Origin of the sequence: Crossiella sp. CA198, from assembly GCF_052078295.1 — a bacterium.
Taxonomy (GTDB): Bacteria; Actinomycetota; Actinomycetes; order Mycobacteriales; family Pseudonocardiaceae; genus Crossiella.
Map to the genome: position 1 here is coordinate 37,284 of NZ_JBQJIM010000009.1, position 14,164 is coordinate 51,447.

At 69.1% G+C, this 14,164-nt stretch carries 10 protein-coding genes and 1 pseudogene; 2 read left to right on the top strand and 9 right to left on the bottom strand.

The features are described from left to right. Positions 1–55: 55 nt before the first annotated feature. Genes ACTOWY_RS16575 through ACTOWY_RS16595 form a run of 5 tightly spaced genes read right to left on the bottom strand, consistent with a single transcriptional unit; the run spans position 56 to position 7,161 of the window. Entirely contained in the window at positions 56–2,896 is a 2,841-nt protein-coding gene (locus tag ACTOWY_RS16575) for a glycoside hydrolase family 2 TIM barrel-domain containing protein (RefSeq protein WP_441310511.1), read from the bottom strand. 27 nt (positions 2,897–2,923) lie between these two features. Beyond that, positions 2,924–3,745, bottom strand: coding sequence for a carbohydrate ABC transporter permease (locus tag ACTOWY_RS16580; protein WP_441310512.1), 822 nt, complete (start codon positions 3,743–3,745; stop codon positions 2,924–2,926). Beyond that, complete coding sequence (locus ACTOWY_RS16585) at positions 3,742–4,656, bottom strand: carbohydrate ABC transporter permease (protein ID WP_441310513.1); 915 nt, start codon at positions 4,654–4,656, stop codon at positions 3,742–3,744. The genes ACTOWY_RS16580 and ACTOWY_RS16585 overlap by 4 nt, the downstream gene beginning before the upstream one ends. Further along, complete coding sequence (locus tag ACTOWY_RS16590; RefSeq protein WP_441310514.1) at positions 4,656–5,984, bottom strand: ABC transporter substrate-binding protein; 1,329 nt, start codon at positions 5,982–5,984, stop codon at positions 4,656–4,658. Before ACTOWY_RS16590 ends, ACTOWY_RS16585 begins: the two co-directional genes overlap by 1 nt. Then, positions 5,953–7,161: an RNA-guided endonuclease InsQ/TnpB family protein gene (locus ACTOWY_RS16595; protein WP_441310515.1), complete on the bottom strand. Its 1,209-nt coding sequence runs from the start codon at positions 7,159–7,161 to the stop codon at positions 5,953–5,955. The genes ACTOWY_RS16590 and ACTOWY_RS16595 overlap by 32 nt, the downstream gene beginning before the upstream one ends. A 10-nt stretch (positions 7,162–7,171) precedes the next feature. Here ACTOWY_RS16595 and ACTOWY_RS16600 point away from each other — a divergent pair, with 10 nt between their 5' ends. Continuing rightward, entirely contained in the window at positions 7,172–7,519 is a 348-nt protein-coding gene (locus ACTOWY_RS16600; RefSeq protein WP_441310731.1) for a transposase, read from the top strand. 74 nt (positions 7,520–7,593) lie between these two features. Here the strand turns inward: ACTOWY_RS16600 and ACTOWY_RS16605 are convergent, their stop codons facing one another. The 4 genes and pseudogenes from ACTOWY_RS16605 to ACTOWY_RS16620 form a co-directional block, all read right to left on the bottom strand. Beyond that, positions 7,594–8,580 (bottom strand): LacI family DNA-binding transcriptional regulator, encoded by a 987-nt coding sequence (locus ACTOWY_RS16605; protein ID WP_441310516.1) that lies wholly within the window; start codon positions 8,578–8,580, stop codon positions 7,594–7,596. Continuing rightward, on the bottom strand, positions 8,577–9,224 hold the full coding sequence (locus ACTOWY_RS16610; RefSeq protein ID WP_441310517.1) for a DUF2306 domain-containing protein: 648 nt from the start codon (positions 9,222–9,224) through the stop codon (positions 8,577–8,579). Before ACTOWY_RS16610 ends, ACTOWY_RS16605 begins: the two co-directional genes overlap by 4 nt. A 379-nt stretch (positions 9,225–9,603) precedes the next feature. Beyond that, a pseudogene (locus tag ACTOWY_RS16615) lies at positions 9,604–9,912 on the bottom strand (transposase); the annotation flags it as partial. Between the two features lie 171 nt (positions 9,913–10,083). Then, complete coding sequence (locus tag ACTOWY_RS16620) at positions 10,084–10,959, bottom strand: hypothetical protein (RefSeq protein WP_441310518.1); 876 nt, start codon at positions 10,957–10,959, stop codon at positions 10,084–10,086. 450 nt (positions 10,960–11,409) lie between these two features. Between ACTOWY_RS16620 and ACTOWY_RS16625 the strand changes: the two genes are divergently transcribed. Next, positions 11,410–14,103: an AAA family ATPase gene (locus ACTOWY_RS16625; protein WP_441310519.1), complete on the top strand. Its 2,694-nt coding sequence runs from the start codon at positions 11,410–11,412 to the stop codon at positions 14,101–14,103. The last annotated feature ends 61 nt before the right edge of the window (positions 14,104–14,164 follow it).

Below are 14,164 nucleotides of genomic sequence, written 5' to 3' on the forward strand. Positions count from 1 at the left end.
GTTCGGCCAAGACTGGGTACGACAACGGCCAACACGCCGGTGGGGTGCGGAGTGCTCAGAGCCGGAAGACCAGCTCCAGGGCGGCCTTGCGTGGGTGCAGGCGGTACTGCGGCAGCACGCCGGGTCCGCAGGAGCTGGTGCCGAGGCCGTGCTGGGCCAGGTCTAGGTTGAGGTGAATCTGGTTTGTGGGCGCCAGATCGGTGGTGTGGCGGGCGGCTTCCAGGTCCTCGGTGGTCCAGCGGCGGGCGGTGAGGTCGAAGGTGGGCGAGCCTTCGATGCGCAGCACCTGGCCATCCACTGTGGACAGTTCGGCCCAGCGGACGTCGATCCGGTTGCCGTTCTCCTGCGGGAAGACGTACGGGGTCTGGAGTTCGTCCACGGTGGCGGTGTGGCGGCCGATGCGGACGGCCTGGCGGCTGTCGGCGTAGGCCTCGCCGGGGCCGCCGCCGAACCACTGGACCCGGTCGAACGCGGCGGGGATGGCCAGGCGCAGGCCGAGGCGGGGCAGGGTGCACGGCCATTCGCCGTCGGGGGCCAGGTCGACACGCAGCCGCAGTGAATCGGCGTCGGCGGTCCAGAGGTAGTCGGCGAGCAGGCCGAAGGCCAGGCCGGGCGGGGCGACCCTGGTGCGGACCAGGAGCTGGGTGTCGCCGGTGTGGACTTCCGCGATGCGGTGCTGGACGCGGTGCAGTCCGGCCGCGCGCCAGGCGGTGGCGTCCGGGTGGTGTTCGCCGCGGTCGTTGTCGGTGGTGGCCCGCCACAGGTCCACCTGCGGGCCGGTGACCTGGTGGCCGCCGAGGCTGGTCAGTCTGCCGGTGTGCGGGTCGAAACCGCCGAGGCCCAAGCGTAGTTCGGTGGGCGCGTGCAGGATCCGGACCGCGCCGGTGCGCACGGGTGGAGTGGCCGGGGTGATGGGGAGCTGGCCCCAGCCGATCACGTGTCCGGCCTTGGCCCAGCGGGTGTCGGCGGCGAGGGTGGCGTGGACGGTGAGCCAGGTTTCGCCTTGGGTGGCCGGGAGTTCGGGCAGAGGCAGGTCGATGGACTGTCCGGAGTGGACGGTGTTGACGGGTAGTTCGCCGTGGGCTACCGGGGTGCCTTCGGTTTCCAGGGTCCAGTGGAAAGACAGGTGGTCCAGGGTGCGGTGGTCGTGGTGGTTCTCGATGCGGATGCCGTTGGTGGTGGCGGTGATCCGCACTGGTTCGTAGATCTTGGCGAGTTCGGTCAGGCCGGGTGAGGGGGTGCGATCGGGGAAGAGCAGGCCGTCGATGACGAAGTTGCCGTCGTGGATGGTTTCGCCGAAGTCGCCGCCGTAGGCGAAGTACTCGCGGCCGTCCGCGGTGTGCTGGCGCAGGCCGTGGTCGATCCATTCCCAGATGAAACCGCCCTGGCAGCGCGGGTGCCGCTCGAAGAGTTCGCGGTATTCGAGCAAGCCGCCGGGGCCGTTGCCCATGGCGTGGGCGTATTCGCAGAGCAGGAACGGGAGTTCGCGGTGGCGTGGGTTGTCGACCTCGCCGCGGCCGATCCGGTCGACCTCCTGGGTGTCGGCGTACATCCGGCTGTACACATCGACGTAGGCGCAGTCGTGGTCGCCTTCGTAGTGGATCGGGCGGCCGGGGTCGCGGTCCCGCGTCCACTGGGCCATGCGGGCGAAGTTGGCGCCGGTGTGGCCCTCATTGCCGAGGGACCACAGGATGATGCTGGGGTGGTTCTTGTCGCGTTCCACCATGCGGCGCATGCGGTCCAGGTAGGCGTCGCGCCACTGTGGATCGTCGCCGGGGTTGCGGTCCCAGCCGAACCGGTCGAAGCCGTGGGTTTCCAGGTCGCATTCGTCGATCACCCAGAGGCCGTACTCGTCGCAGAGTTCCAGGAAGGCCGGGTCGGGCGGGTAGTGGCTGGTGCGGACGGCGTTGATGTTGTGCCGCTTCATCAGTTCGACATCGGCGCGGGCGGTTTCCAGCGGGACGGCGCGGCCGTGGTCGGGGTGGTGCTCGTGCCGGTTGACACCGCGGAAGAAGACCCGCCGACCGTTGACCTGGACCTGACCGTCCTCAATGGACACTGTCCGGAAGCCGATGCGGACCTGGACGCGTTCGGCGTCGGTGGCCAGTTCGCCTTGGTACAGGCGGGGTTCCTCGGCACTCCACGGCTCAACGGCGTCGAAGCTGATCGACTGGGTGGCCGGGTGGTCGCGCAGGCCGAGTTCAGGAATGCTCAGGCGCACGGCCGGATCGGTGTCCACCGACAGCGTGCCGTGGCCGGTGTGGTGGTCGTAGCCGGCGTGGATCCAGTAGTCCGGGATGCCACCGGCCGGGCGGGCCAGCAGGGTGACGGCGCGGAAGATGCCGGAGAGCCACCACATGTCCTGGTCTTCCAGGTAGCTGGCCGCCGACCACTGGTGCACCCGCACGACCAGGAGGTTCTCCCCCGCGCGCAGCAGCGGGCCGACCTCGAACTCACTGGGCAGCCTGCTGCCCTTGGTGACGCCGAGTTCGTTGCCGTTGAGCCAGATCCGGGCGCAGGAGTCGATGCCGTCGAAGCGCAGCACGGCGGGTTGGGTGAGCCAGTCCCCGTCCAGGGTGAAGAGCCGCCGGTAGTCGCCGGTCGGATTGTCCGAGGGGACGCGCGGCGGGTCGACCGGGAACGGGTAGTTGACGTTGGTGTAGGCGGGTTTGCCGTGGCCGTGCAGTTGCCAGTGCGCGGGCACCGGCAGGTCGGTCCAGCCGGAGTCGTCGAACTCCGGGTACTCGATGCCCGCGGGGGCTGAGGAGATGTTGGGGGACAACAGGAAACGCCAGTCGCCGCCCAGCTCCAGCGAGCGCGCGTCCGAGCGGAAGTGCGCGCGCGGGCGCAGGCTGCCGTGACCGGGGGCGGGGTCCTCGACGTAGGACGACGACATGGTTCCCTTTCCTGGTAGGTGTTTTTCTCAGCCCTTGAGCGCGCCGGCGGCGATGTTCTTGATGAAGTGCCGGGCGCCGAAGAGGAAGACGATGATCAGCGGCACGATCGCCACCAGGGTGCCCGCCATGACCACGCTGTAGTCCTGCACGTAGACGCCCTTGAGCTGGGACAGCGCCACCTGCAGGGTGACGTTGCCTGCGTCGACGAGCACCACCAGCGGCCACAGGTAGTCGTTCCAGGCGTTGACGAAGGTGAAGATGCCCAGGAAGGCCAGGGCCGGGCGCAGCAGTGGCAGTGCGATGGTCCAGTAGATCCGGAAGAACCCGGCGCCGTCCATCCGCGCGGCCTCCAGGAGTTCATCCGGCAGGGCCTGGCGGCAGTACTGGCGCATCCAGAAAATACCGAAGGCGTTGGCCGCGGCCGGGATGATCAGCGCCTTGAGGTCGCCGACCCAGCCGATCCCGGCCATGATGCTGAACTGCGGGATGGCCGCCAGCTGGGTGGGCACCACGAAGGTGGCCAGCAGGAGTCCAAACAGGACAGAGCTGCCCGGGAACTGGTACTTGGCGAAGGTGAAGGCGGCCAGCGAGTCGAAGAACAGCACCAGCAGCGTGGTCGCGATGGCCACGATCAGCGTGTTCAGCAGCGAGCCGAAGAAGTCGATCCGGGCGAAGACCTCGCCGATGTTGGCGAACAGCTTGCCGCCGAAGGTCAGCGTGGGCGGGGTGGAGTAGATGTCGCCGGTGTCGTTGGAGGCCATCACGGCCAGCCAGTAGTACGGGAAGACCAGGACCAGCGCGCCGATGGTGAGTGCGAGGTAGGTCAGGATCCGGCCGGAGCGGGTCATCGAATGCCTCCCGGGGCGCTCTCCGGGCGCTGGATCAGCCGCCAGTTGATGATCGAGAAGATCACCACGACCAGGAACACGCCCCAGGCGATGGCCGAGCCGTAGCCGAAGTCGCTGTGCACGAACGCCTCGTTGTACAGGTAGAGCACCATGGTCATGCCCGCGCCCTCGGTGCCGCCGCGATCACCGAGCAGCACCTGGGACTCGGTGAAGACCTGCATGCCGCCGATGGCCGACATCACCACCGAGAACAGCAACACCGGGCGCAGCAACGGAAGCGTCACCGAGAAGAAGGTGCGCAACCGGCCTGCACCGTCCACTGTGGCCGCTTCGAGCACATCGTTCGGGATGGCCTGCAGCCCGGCCAGGAAGATGATGGCGTTGTACCCGGTCCAGCGCCAGATGATCATCAGCGAGATGGCCACCCGGATGCCCCACGGGCTGGTCAGCCATTCCACCTGGCCGACGCCGAGCAGTCCGAGCAGCCAGTTGAGGATGCCGAACTCGTTGCTGAAGATCGAGCCGAACACCAGCGACATGGCCACCACCGAGGTGACATTCGGCAGGAAGTAGGCCACCTGGAACATGCCGCGCAGGCGGATCGAGGAGTTCAGTCCGAGCGCGACCAGCAGGGCCAGCGCGGTCATCGGCACCGTGGACATCGCCCAGATCAGCAGGGTGTTGTAGATGGAGTGCCAGAAGATGGGGTCGGTGAACAGGAAGGCGAAGTTGTCCAGCCCGACCCACTCCATCGGGCCGACGCCGTTCCAGCGTTGCAGCGCGAGGTAGAAGGAGTAGAGCACCGGGTAGGCGCCGAAAACCGCGAAGAGGATGAAGAACGGCGAGATGGCCAGGTAGTAGGGCAGGTAGCGGCGCGCGCGGCGGCCCCTGCTCAGCGTGGCGGCCGGCATCAGAGCGCCCCCTTCCTGCGCAGCAGGGTGTCCACTGTGGACTGCGCGTCGTCCCAGGCCCGTTCCGGGTCCTTGCCGCCGAGTTCGACGTTGGTCAGCTCGTCGGTGTAGATATCGCTGAGCTGGATGTCGTAGGCGCTGAAGTAGGCGGGCCGGACCTCGGTGGCGGCCTTGCCGAACACGCTCATGGTGGCCTGGCCGCCGAAGAACGGTTCCGGTTCCAGCAGCCGCGGATCGGAGTAGGCGGCCAGGCTGGACGGGAACAGCCCGGCCTCCAGGTAGGCGCGCACCTGGTTCTCCGGCGACATCAGCCAGCGCACCACCTCGAAGGCCTGCTCCGGGCGCGGGCACTGCCGGGTGATGCACAGGTAGGAGCCGCCCTGGTTGCCCGCGCCGCCGGGACTGCGGCAGACCCGCCACTTGCCCGCGGTGTCCGGCGCGGACTTCTTCAGGTCGCTGGTCACCCAGGAGGCGTTGACGAAGCTGACCTCCTTGCCGCCGGTCCAGGCGGCGTGCCGGTCCACCGACTTGCCGGGGTCCTGCGAGCCGGAGTACCCGGCGGTCAGGCCGCGCCGGAACGCGGTCAGCGCCCGGTCCCAGGCCTGGCGCACGTGCGGCTGGTCACCGACGAAGCGGCCCTGCTTGTCGAAGTACTTCTGCGGCAGCTGGGCCAGCACGTAGGTGAAGACCATCTTGGTGTCGGTGATCAGGTACCGGCCAGGGAGCTTGCGTTGCACGCGTTCGGCGAAGTCGAAGTAGTCCTCCCAGGTGGACACCGCGGCGGCCACCTCGTCCGGTTCGCTGGGCATGCCCGCCTCGGCGAAGACGTCCTGGCGGTAGTAGAGCGCGGCCGGGCCGATGTCGATCGGGAAGCCGAGCTGCTGCCCGCTCGCGGTGGCCCCGGACTGCCACTTCCAGCCCAGGTACTCCGGCTCCACCGCCCGCGCGCCCACGGTGCGCAGGTCGGCGAACTGGTCGGCGTCCTGGAAGTACAGGGCGATGTCGTCGCCGACCATGGTGATGTCGGGCAGGTATGCCTGCCCGGACAGCGTGGCGAACAGGCGTTGCCGCAGGTCGGTGGTTGGCGAGAGGTTGAGCGTGTCCGCGCCGAAGTGCCGCACGGCGTCCGCGAGCACCCCGTCGGCCAGGCCGTTCTTGGTGTAGAGCACGGTCAGCCTGCCCGGACTGGCCGTGGTCGGGCTGGCGCAGGCCGTGGCGCCCAGAGCGAGCGCGGCGGCCAGGAAACTTCTCCGATTGACGTGCCCCCCGCCATGAAGAGCGGGGATTCCCGCGCGGCTAAGCCGCGTCTGGTGTGCTTCCTGCTTCATCGTCCTGCGCCTCCCCGGGAGGAGGGCTTACCCGGACTCCACAAGCGTTTCGCCTCTCCGCACGCCCTGCGGCGAGGATGTTCAGTGCTGCGTTGTGGTCCCGATCGTGCGAAGTGCCACAGTCCGGACACACCCAGGATCGGATTTTCAGCGGCATCTCGCCCATGACATGCCCACACGCCGAGCACGCCTTCGAGCTGGGCGGCCACCGGGACACCTTGTGCACCGTGCGGCCATACCGCTCGGCCTTTTCCTCGATCAGCCGCACGAACTGTGCCCACCCGGCATCGTGAATAGCCTTGGCGAGCCGCCGATTTCTCACCATGCCGGCAATATTCAAATTCTCGAGATGGACCGCTTGGTTGTCGCGGACCAGCGTGAGGGCATGCTTGTGGTGATAGTCCCGCCGGGCACGGGCCACCTTGCCGTGTTGCACCGCGACCTTGCGGCGCGCCTTCTCCCGGTTCGCACCGCCCCTGGCACGTCGTGCCTTTTCTCGTTGCAAACGGGCGAGCTTGCGTTGCTTCCGGGCGAGGAATCTCGGATTCGGCACATCCACCCGCCTGCCAGTGGTGTCCGCCACCGTCACCAGTCGCGTGATCCCGAGATCGAGTCCGGCTTCCCGCTCCACCGGTTGCAGTGGCGTCGGTGCGACCTCGACCACGAACGAGGCGTAGTAGTGCCCGTCCGGTTCCCGGATGATCGTGACGGAACTGGGTTCGGACGGCAGTTCGCGGGACCAGCGCAGGCGCACCTCCCCCACCTTGGCCAGGTACAGCCTCCCGTTGGGGCGCAGACTGAATCCGTTCCGGGTGAGCCGGAACGACTGCCGGTTGTCCTTGCGGGACTTGAACCTCGGGTGGCCGACCCGCCGGCCCCTGCGTCTGCCTTGCATCGAGTCGAAGAAGTTCGAGAACGCCCGCCCAGCGTCCCGAACCGACTGCACCAACGCCACACTGGCCACCTCGGACAACCACATCCGGTCGTCGCGGTGCTTGGCTTCGGTGATCACCCGTCGCTGCAGCTCCGTCGGCGACAGCTTCTCGCCCGCCCGGTATGCCTCGTCCCGGTAGCGGATCGCGTCGTTGAACACCACCCTCGCACACCCGAATGTGCGCGCCAGCATTCCGCGTTGAACCTCGGACGGTTGGATCCGGTAGCGGTACCTGACCAGCACGGCGATCAGAATATCGCGTTCGCCCAGACCCCAGAAGCACGACTATGGGAATCGACGTGGCGTACTCGCCGGAGAACACCATGACTTCCACTGCGAGGTGTTCACGAAGGCGTGCTCCAACTTCGGAGCCCACCTCAACGAGCGCAACGGGGAAGACGACCACGTATACCTCCTCGTCGAATACCGGCCCTGGGTCGCGGTGTCCGGACAGGTGCGTCGAGAACCAGCGCCGCCCGGCATGACAGCCCGCTACACGGACCGGACAAGCAAGGATCGGCAATCCCCACCTTGCTGGATCGGGCTTGCACCGATCGACTTCCGGTCAGCGTCATCGAGGACCCTTCGAGCCGGGCCGTGAACGTTCACGTGAACGTTCACGGACTGCGCGGAAGTGTGGCTCGGCCACTCCGGGCTGTCAAGCAGCGTCGCAGGTCAGGCCGAGCCGCGCAGCCGCAGCTCACCCCGGACGACCAGGTCTTCGGGGGCGGCGGCGCGATCACCGGCGAGCAGCCGGGCCACGTCTTCGATGGCGAGGGCGCCCAGGCGGGTGGTGTCGATGGCCACGCTGGTCAGCGGCGGTTCGATCAGCGCGCCGAGTTCCAGGCCGTCGAAGCCGATCAGCGCCAGGTCGGCCGGGATGCGCAGGCCGAGCTGGCGGGCCCGGCGCAGGGCGCCGATGGCGATGATGTCGTTGAAGGTGAGCAGCGCGGTGATCTCCGGGTGGGCGGCGTGGAGGGCCTCGAAGGCCAGCGCTCCCCCGTCGACGGACTGGTTGGCGCCGAGGATCCAGCCAGGGTCCAGGACCAGTCCGGCGCTGGTGGCGGCAGCGCGGAACCAGCGTTGCCGGATGCTGGGCTCGTGGCGGCGGTTGTGGTCGAGCATGCCGATCCGGGTGTGCCCGGCCGCGACCAGGTGCTCCACCGCGGCGGCGATGCCGGCTTCGCCGTCGATGCGGATGGAGCTGAACCGGGGGTTGTGGTGCTCGCGGCCGAGGAAGACCACCGGCAGTCCGGCGACGTGCCGTTCGATCTCCTCCTCGGGCTGGCTGAAGTAGCCGACCACGGCGTCCACCTGGGAGCCGATCACCCGCAGGGTGCCGATCTCCTGCTCCGGGCTGTCCGCGGTGTCGTGTACGACCACGTGCCAGTCCCTGGCCCTGGCCGCTTCCAGGGCGCTGGCGGCGATCTCGGTGAAGAAGGGGTTGCGCAGGTCGGGGATGACCAGGCCGATGGTGACGGTGTCCTGCCGCACCAGCCCGCGGGCGAACCGGCTGGGCCGGTAGCCGAGGGTGCGGGCGGCGTCCAGGACGCGTTGTTTGGTGCCGCCGTCGATCTCGCCCTTGTCGTTGAGCGCGCGGGACACGGTCTGCCGGGACACCCCGGCCGACCGCGCCACGTCGTGAATCGTCACCCGCTTCATCGCGGAGGAGTATGCCCGCTCCGGCGCAGCCACCACTCGGCGACAAGCACGCAGGTCAGGAAACTCGCCCAGGTGGTGATGGCGTGCGCCGTCCTGGGTTCCAGCACATGCAACAGCGGCACGGCGAGCACCCGGTCCAGCATGATCGAGACGGTCAGCGCGAAGCTGCGGATCATCCAGCGCCGGTGCACCCGGAACCGCCGCCGCCGCGCGGCCAGGTAGGCGGTCGCGGTCGTGGCCAGCCAGGCGATCCCGCCGAGCAGGTTGCCCGCCATGGTCAGCGGGCCGCGTTCGCTGAGCGCCCCCACCACCAGCGCGGTCAGTCCCGCGGGCAGCACGCCGCCGAAGACGTAGACCCGCCCCAGCCAGCGGTGCACCGGCAGGGACCAGGCACGCATCGCGGGCCAGATCTGGAAGCACACGGTCAGCAGCGCGATGGCGCCGAAGATCACGTGCACGGCCAGCAGCGGGAAGTGCCAGTCCACGCCGGGCCGCAACGGCGTGCGCGCCTGGGCGGGGTCTGGTTGCAGGTACGGCGGCAGCGAGACCAGCACGAACAACACCGAGACCGCGAGCAGCGGGACGGTCCAGGGACGCCGCCACCACGGCTTCCGGGTTGCGCGAGCGCGCACAGTCGTGGTCACGGTGACTTCCCCCCAGTCGGACCGGCCGCGTGCTCGCGGCCTCGGCACCAGGAACCCTGCCGGGATTACTGCCCCCGGACCTCAGTCGATTCGACTGCACCTGAGTTCGCGGTAGTCGTGCTCGATCCGCCAGCGGATCTTGTGAGGTCGGCGAGGCTGGTGGCGGCGGGAACACTGGACAGCCAGCAGGTGAGGGGGTCGCCCTCGCTCTCGGGTGATTCGCGATCAGCCATCGCTCCGGCAGAACACCGTCGGCGGGTTCGCGGGGGACGCAGCGGGCCGGGACCCGCAGGAACACAAACTGTGCGGTCAGTGGACCTGTGCTGCCTGCACGTCAGGTGATGGTGAGTGCGGCCCGGCGGCCGGCGGCGACCGCGTGCCGGGCCACGCCTGGTGAACTTGTGCCGTCTTTGGGGAAGCAGCTGCCATCGGCCGCCCAGACCACTGGATCGATGGCCTGCACCGCCCGCTGGGTCAGCCTCGCCCGCACCGGGTCGGCGTCCCAGGCCGAGGTGGTCACGAACTGTTGCAGCCCTTGATGGTCCACCCCAGGCGTCCGTGCAGCAGCAACCCACGCAAACAGGTTTCGCCGTTGGCCCGCTGGTCGGATCGGGGCAAGGGGGGTGAATACTTCCGCTGTGAAGTTCTCCGGCCGTTGCCGGGCATGGACAAGCTCGTCGGAGGTCATTGGGGCGTGAAACCACTCGGACCGGTCCCACGCCCCGACGACACACTTACCTAAAAAGCACTACCAGACCGCCTGAAGTGCTCAGGTCTTTGGCCTTGCCGTACACGTCGGCAACATTCTTGATTGAAGAATTCTCGGCAGAAGGCGAAGAAACCCAGGAGTGCGACATGCTTAAGCATCACCAATCAAGCAGTAAGGCTGAAACCCGTCTGTATCTTGAGCGTGTTTCGATTCATCATCGATCAGCGAAGACCCGAACGAGAATGGGGAACCTTCGCAGCCTTCGTCCCCAATACTCCCGTAACCAGGGAGGAAACCATCTTTGAACTCAAGTCCCACCGTTACACTGACCGACTTCCCAGGCTCAAGCATCCCACCATCGCACCGGAACATGAAATCTGCTTCATTCATGGCGCAACGATCGTCCTTCGCGACGAACTTGAAACCTGCAGATTCCGGAATTTCGAGGCCGACATGTTTTGCAGTGCCATATCCATTGGTCAGCGAGAATTGAATTCCATCACGCTCCCAGTTATCCGGATGTGCGTCACCGATCTGGACATCAACAAACGGAGACTTGGAACCGACGAGAGACCACGAGACGTCCCATTTGGACGCCACTTCGATAACGTAGTAGGCGCCACTCGAACTGGTACCCTCCCCACGGACATCGACAGTACTCCTGATCCTGTATTCACCTGGCCCAAGATAGGGAAATCCCTGATCAATCTCTTGCTTCCGAGTCTCCACTCCAGACTTCTCCAGGGTATAAATTGTTACTTTACCCTTGCCGCACGTCGTCCAGTCGTCTCTGTCGTATTTACATTGGACTTCCGCCGAGACTTCCATGTAGTGACCGTCGGTCTCCAGGCACTGCTTGACCCACACCTTCTTGAAGTCAGCTTCCGGGTCGACGTCGACCTTGGAATCACATACTTTTTCCAGCGGGCCTGGATTCACTGCCGCCGCCCCCGCTGGGCCGCCGATCGAGGCTATCAACATGAACGAGAACAGCGCCACAAGAAGTCTGTAAATACGTATGCTCATCACAACCTCCGGACTACCATGTTTTTGCACCGCGCGACCAACGAGAAGTCTTCACCGAAGAGGACTGGCATGTCCATCGGCCCGACGCTCAGCCACTCGTACGAGATCCTCCAATGAGGTGAACTTGCGCAATCAAACAGGGTACCTAGAGTGCCGACGGGAATAGAAATAGACACTGCCAGGAATGGGCGGGCCTGCCCGGAAACGCCGATCGCCAAATCCGAGGCGAGGCACCCATTCGGCACTGCCGACACTGCGCTTGAAATTCATTTGATGCACGAGGAGGCCCGGCAACCACCCGGCCCGGGCCGCGCCACGAGCACCACCGCGCCCACGACGCAGCCCAGCGAGGCGAGCACGCCCCACCAAAGGTTGCGCGCCCGGGGCCCGGCGAGCCACGCCGTCGAGGCGGCCCTCGCGGCTCCGTGGACACGACCTAACCTCGGCTGAGTGATCCACGGCAGGCAGGCCGAACGCGCGGCCCTCACCGGACTGCTCCAGGACGCCCGCGAGGGCCGGGCCAGGGCGCTGGTGCTGCGCGGGGAGGCCGGTATCGGCAAGAGCACCCTGCTGCGGGACACCGCCTCGGCCGCCGAGGACTTCACCGTGCTGCGCTGTGCCGGGGTGGAAACCGAGGTGCGGCAACCCTTCAGCGGCCTGCACCAGCTCCTGCGCCCCGTCGCACTGCCGCCGGCCGCGCTCTCCCCCGCCGCCGCGACCGCGCTGCGGCACGCGCTGGGCCAGGAGGACGGGCCGCCGGGTTCGGAACTGCTGGTGTGCACCGCGGTGCTCGATCTGCTCGGCGCGCTCGCCGCGGCCCGCCCGCTGCTGGTGCTCGTCGACGACCTGCACTGGCTGGACCGGTCCTCGGCGACCGCGCTGGTCTTCGCCGCGCGCAGGCTCAGCACCGAGAACCTGGCCCTGCTGCTGGCCGTCCGGTCGCCGGATGAGTCCACTGTGGACATCGCCGATCTGGCGGAGCTGCCGCTGTCCGGCCTGTCCGCGGACGCGGCCGCGGAGCTGCTGGCCGAGCTGGACTGGCCGGCGCCGGCGCCGGCGCGGGCGGCGGTGCTCGGGCACACCGGTGGCAACCCCCTGGCGCTGGTCGAACTGGCCGCGCTGGGCAGTCCGGGCGAGGTCGCCGGCGAACTGGCGCTGCACGGCACGGTGCCGGTCGGCGCGCGCATCCGGGCCGCCTACCGGCGCCGCCTGCACGCCCTGCCCGAACCGTCCCGGTCGGCGCTGCTGCTGGCCGCCGCCGAGGATTCCGGCCGCACCGCCGTGGTGCTCGGCGCGTTGCCCCGGCTCGGCCTGCCCGCCGACGCGCTGGACGCGGCCTGCGTGGCTGGGCTGGTCGATCTCACCGGGCCGGAGCTGCGGTTCCGGCATCCGCTGGTGCGCTCGGTCGCCTACGCGCAGGCCACCTTTCCCGCGCGGGCCGCCGCGCACCGGGCGCTGGCCGAGCAGGCCGCGGCACGCGGTGACCGGCAGCGCGCGGTGTGGCACCGCGCGGTCGCGGCCACTGAACCGGATGAGGAACTGGCCGGTGAGCTGGAGCGGATCGCGGAGTCGGTGCGCGGCCGGGGCGGGGAGGCCGCGGTCACCGCCGTGCTGCGGCACGCCGCTCGCCTGAGCAGCACCGCCGAGGGCCGCCGGGACCGGCTGCTGGCCGCCGCGTTCGTGGCACTGGACTCCGGTCAGCCCGAACTGGCCCGCGCGCTGACCGCCGAGATCATGGCCGAGCCCGCGACCGTCGCGGTGCTGGCCCGGCTCACCGCGACCGTCGAGGCCTACAGCGGCGACCCGGACCTGGCCTGGCGGCAGCTCCTGCGCTGCGCCGACCTGCTCACCGATCCCCTGGAAGCGGCCTGGACCCTGGTGCTGGCCGCCAACTGCGCCTACCACGCCGACGACGTCTTCGCCGCGCACGACGCCGCCGCCCGGATCGCCGGGCTGGACGTGCCACCCGCGGTGCGGCGGGCGGGCGAGGCGCTCGCCCAGGCCCCGCACACCGGGTGCGACCTGTGGGGACTGCTCGCCGAGCTGGCCCCGGCCCAGCCAGCAGTGGGCGGCCGGGCCTGGATGTGGGTGCTGGCCATCGGCTGGCTCGGCCCGGACCCCCGCCAGGCACTGGCCGTGGCCGAGGCGGCCCGCACCCAGCTCCGGGCGGTCGGCTCGGCGGCCTCCCTGGTGGAACTGCTGTTCTGGCAGGCCGACCTGGCCTATCGGGCCGGGGACTGGGACGCGGGCGTGGCCGCCGCCGAGGAAGGCCTGCGCCTGACCCACGAGACCGGGCAGCGCGGCCAGCAGGCCAACCTGCACGCGCTGCTCGCCCGCTACGCCGCCGCCAGGGGCCAGGCCGCGGCCTGCCGCGAGCACGCCGACCGCGCGCTGGCCCTGGCGGTGCCGATGCGGCAGCGGGCCGCGGCGGCGGTGGCCACGCACGCGCTGGGGTTGCTGGCGCTGGCCGAGGGCGATCCGGCGACGGCGCTGGACCGGCTCATCGAGGTGGTCACCCCGGACGGGCCGCGGGCACACCGGCTGATCGCGCTGTCCGCGCTGCCGGACCTGGCCGAGGCGGCGAACCGGCTGGATCGCGCGGAACTGCTCAACAGCCTGGTCGGCGAACCGGAGGCGGAGCCAACGGGAGTGGGCGCGGAGCTGAGCCGGGTGGCGTGGGTGCGCGCGACCGTGCGGCGAGTGCGCGCGCTGGCCACCGGCGAGATCGCCGACCATGAGCTGGCACTGGCCATGGCCGAGTCCGCGGACCGACCGTTCGAGCTGGCCAGGGCCGCGCTCCAGCTGGGCGCCCGGTTGCGCCGGGACGGTCAGCCGGTGCGGGCCCGGCCACCGCTGAGCACCGCCGTGGACGCCTTCACCCGCCTCGGCGCCCGCCCATGGGCCGAGCAGGCCGCCGCGGAGTTGCGCGCGGCGGGTGCGGGCAGCCCGGCCCGGGGCACCGCGGGCGAGGTGCTGAGCCCGCAAGAACTGGCGGTGGCGCGGCTGGCCGCCCGCGGGCTGAGCAACCGGGAGATCGGCGAGCGCCTGTTCCTGAGCCCGCGCACGGTCGGCTCGCACCTGTACCGGCTGTTCCCGAAGCTGGGCATCGTCAGCCGCGCCCAGCTCCGGGACCTGCCGCTCTAAGCAAGCGGCCCCGCCATCGTGTTGGCCGTTCTGGACGCCGAGTTGGCCCAACTGGTACGCC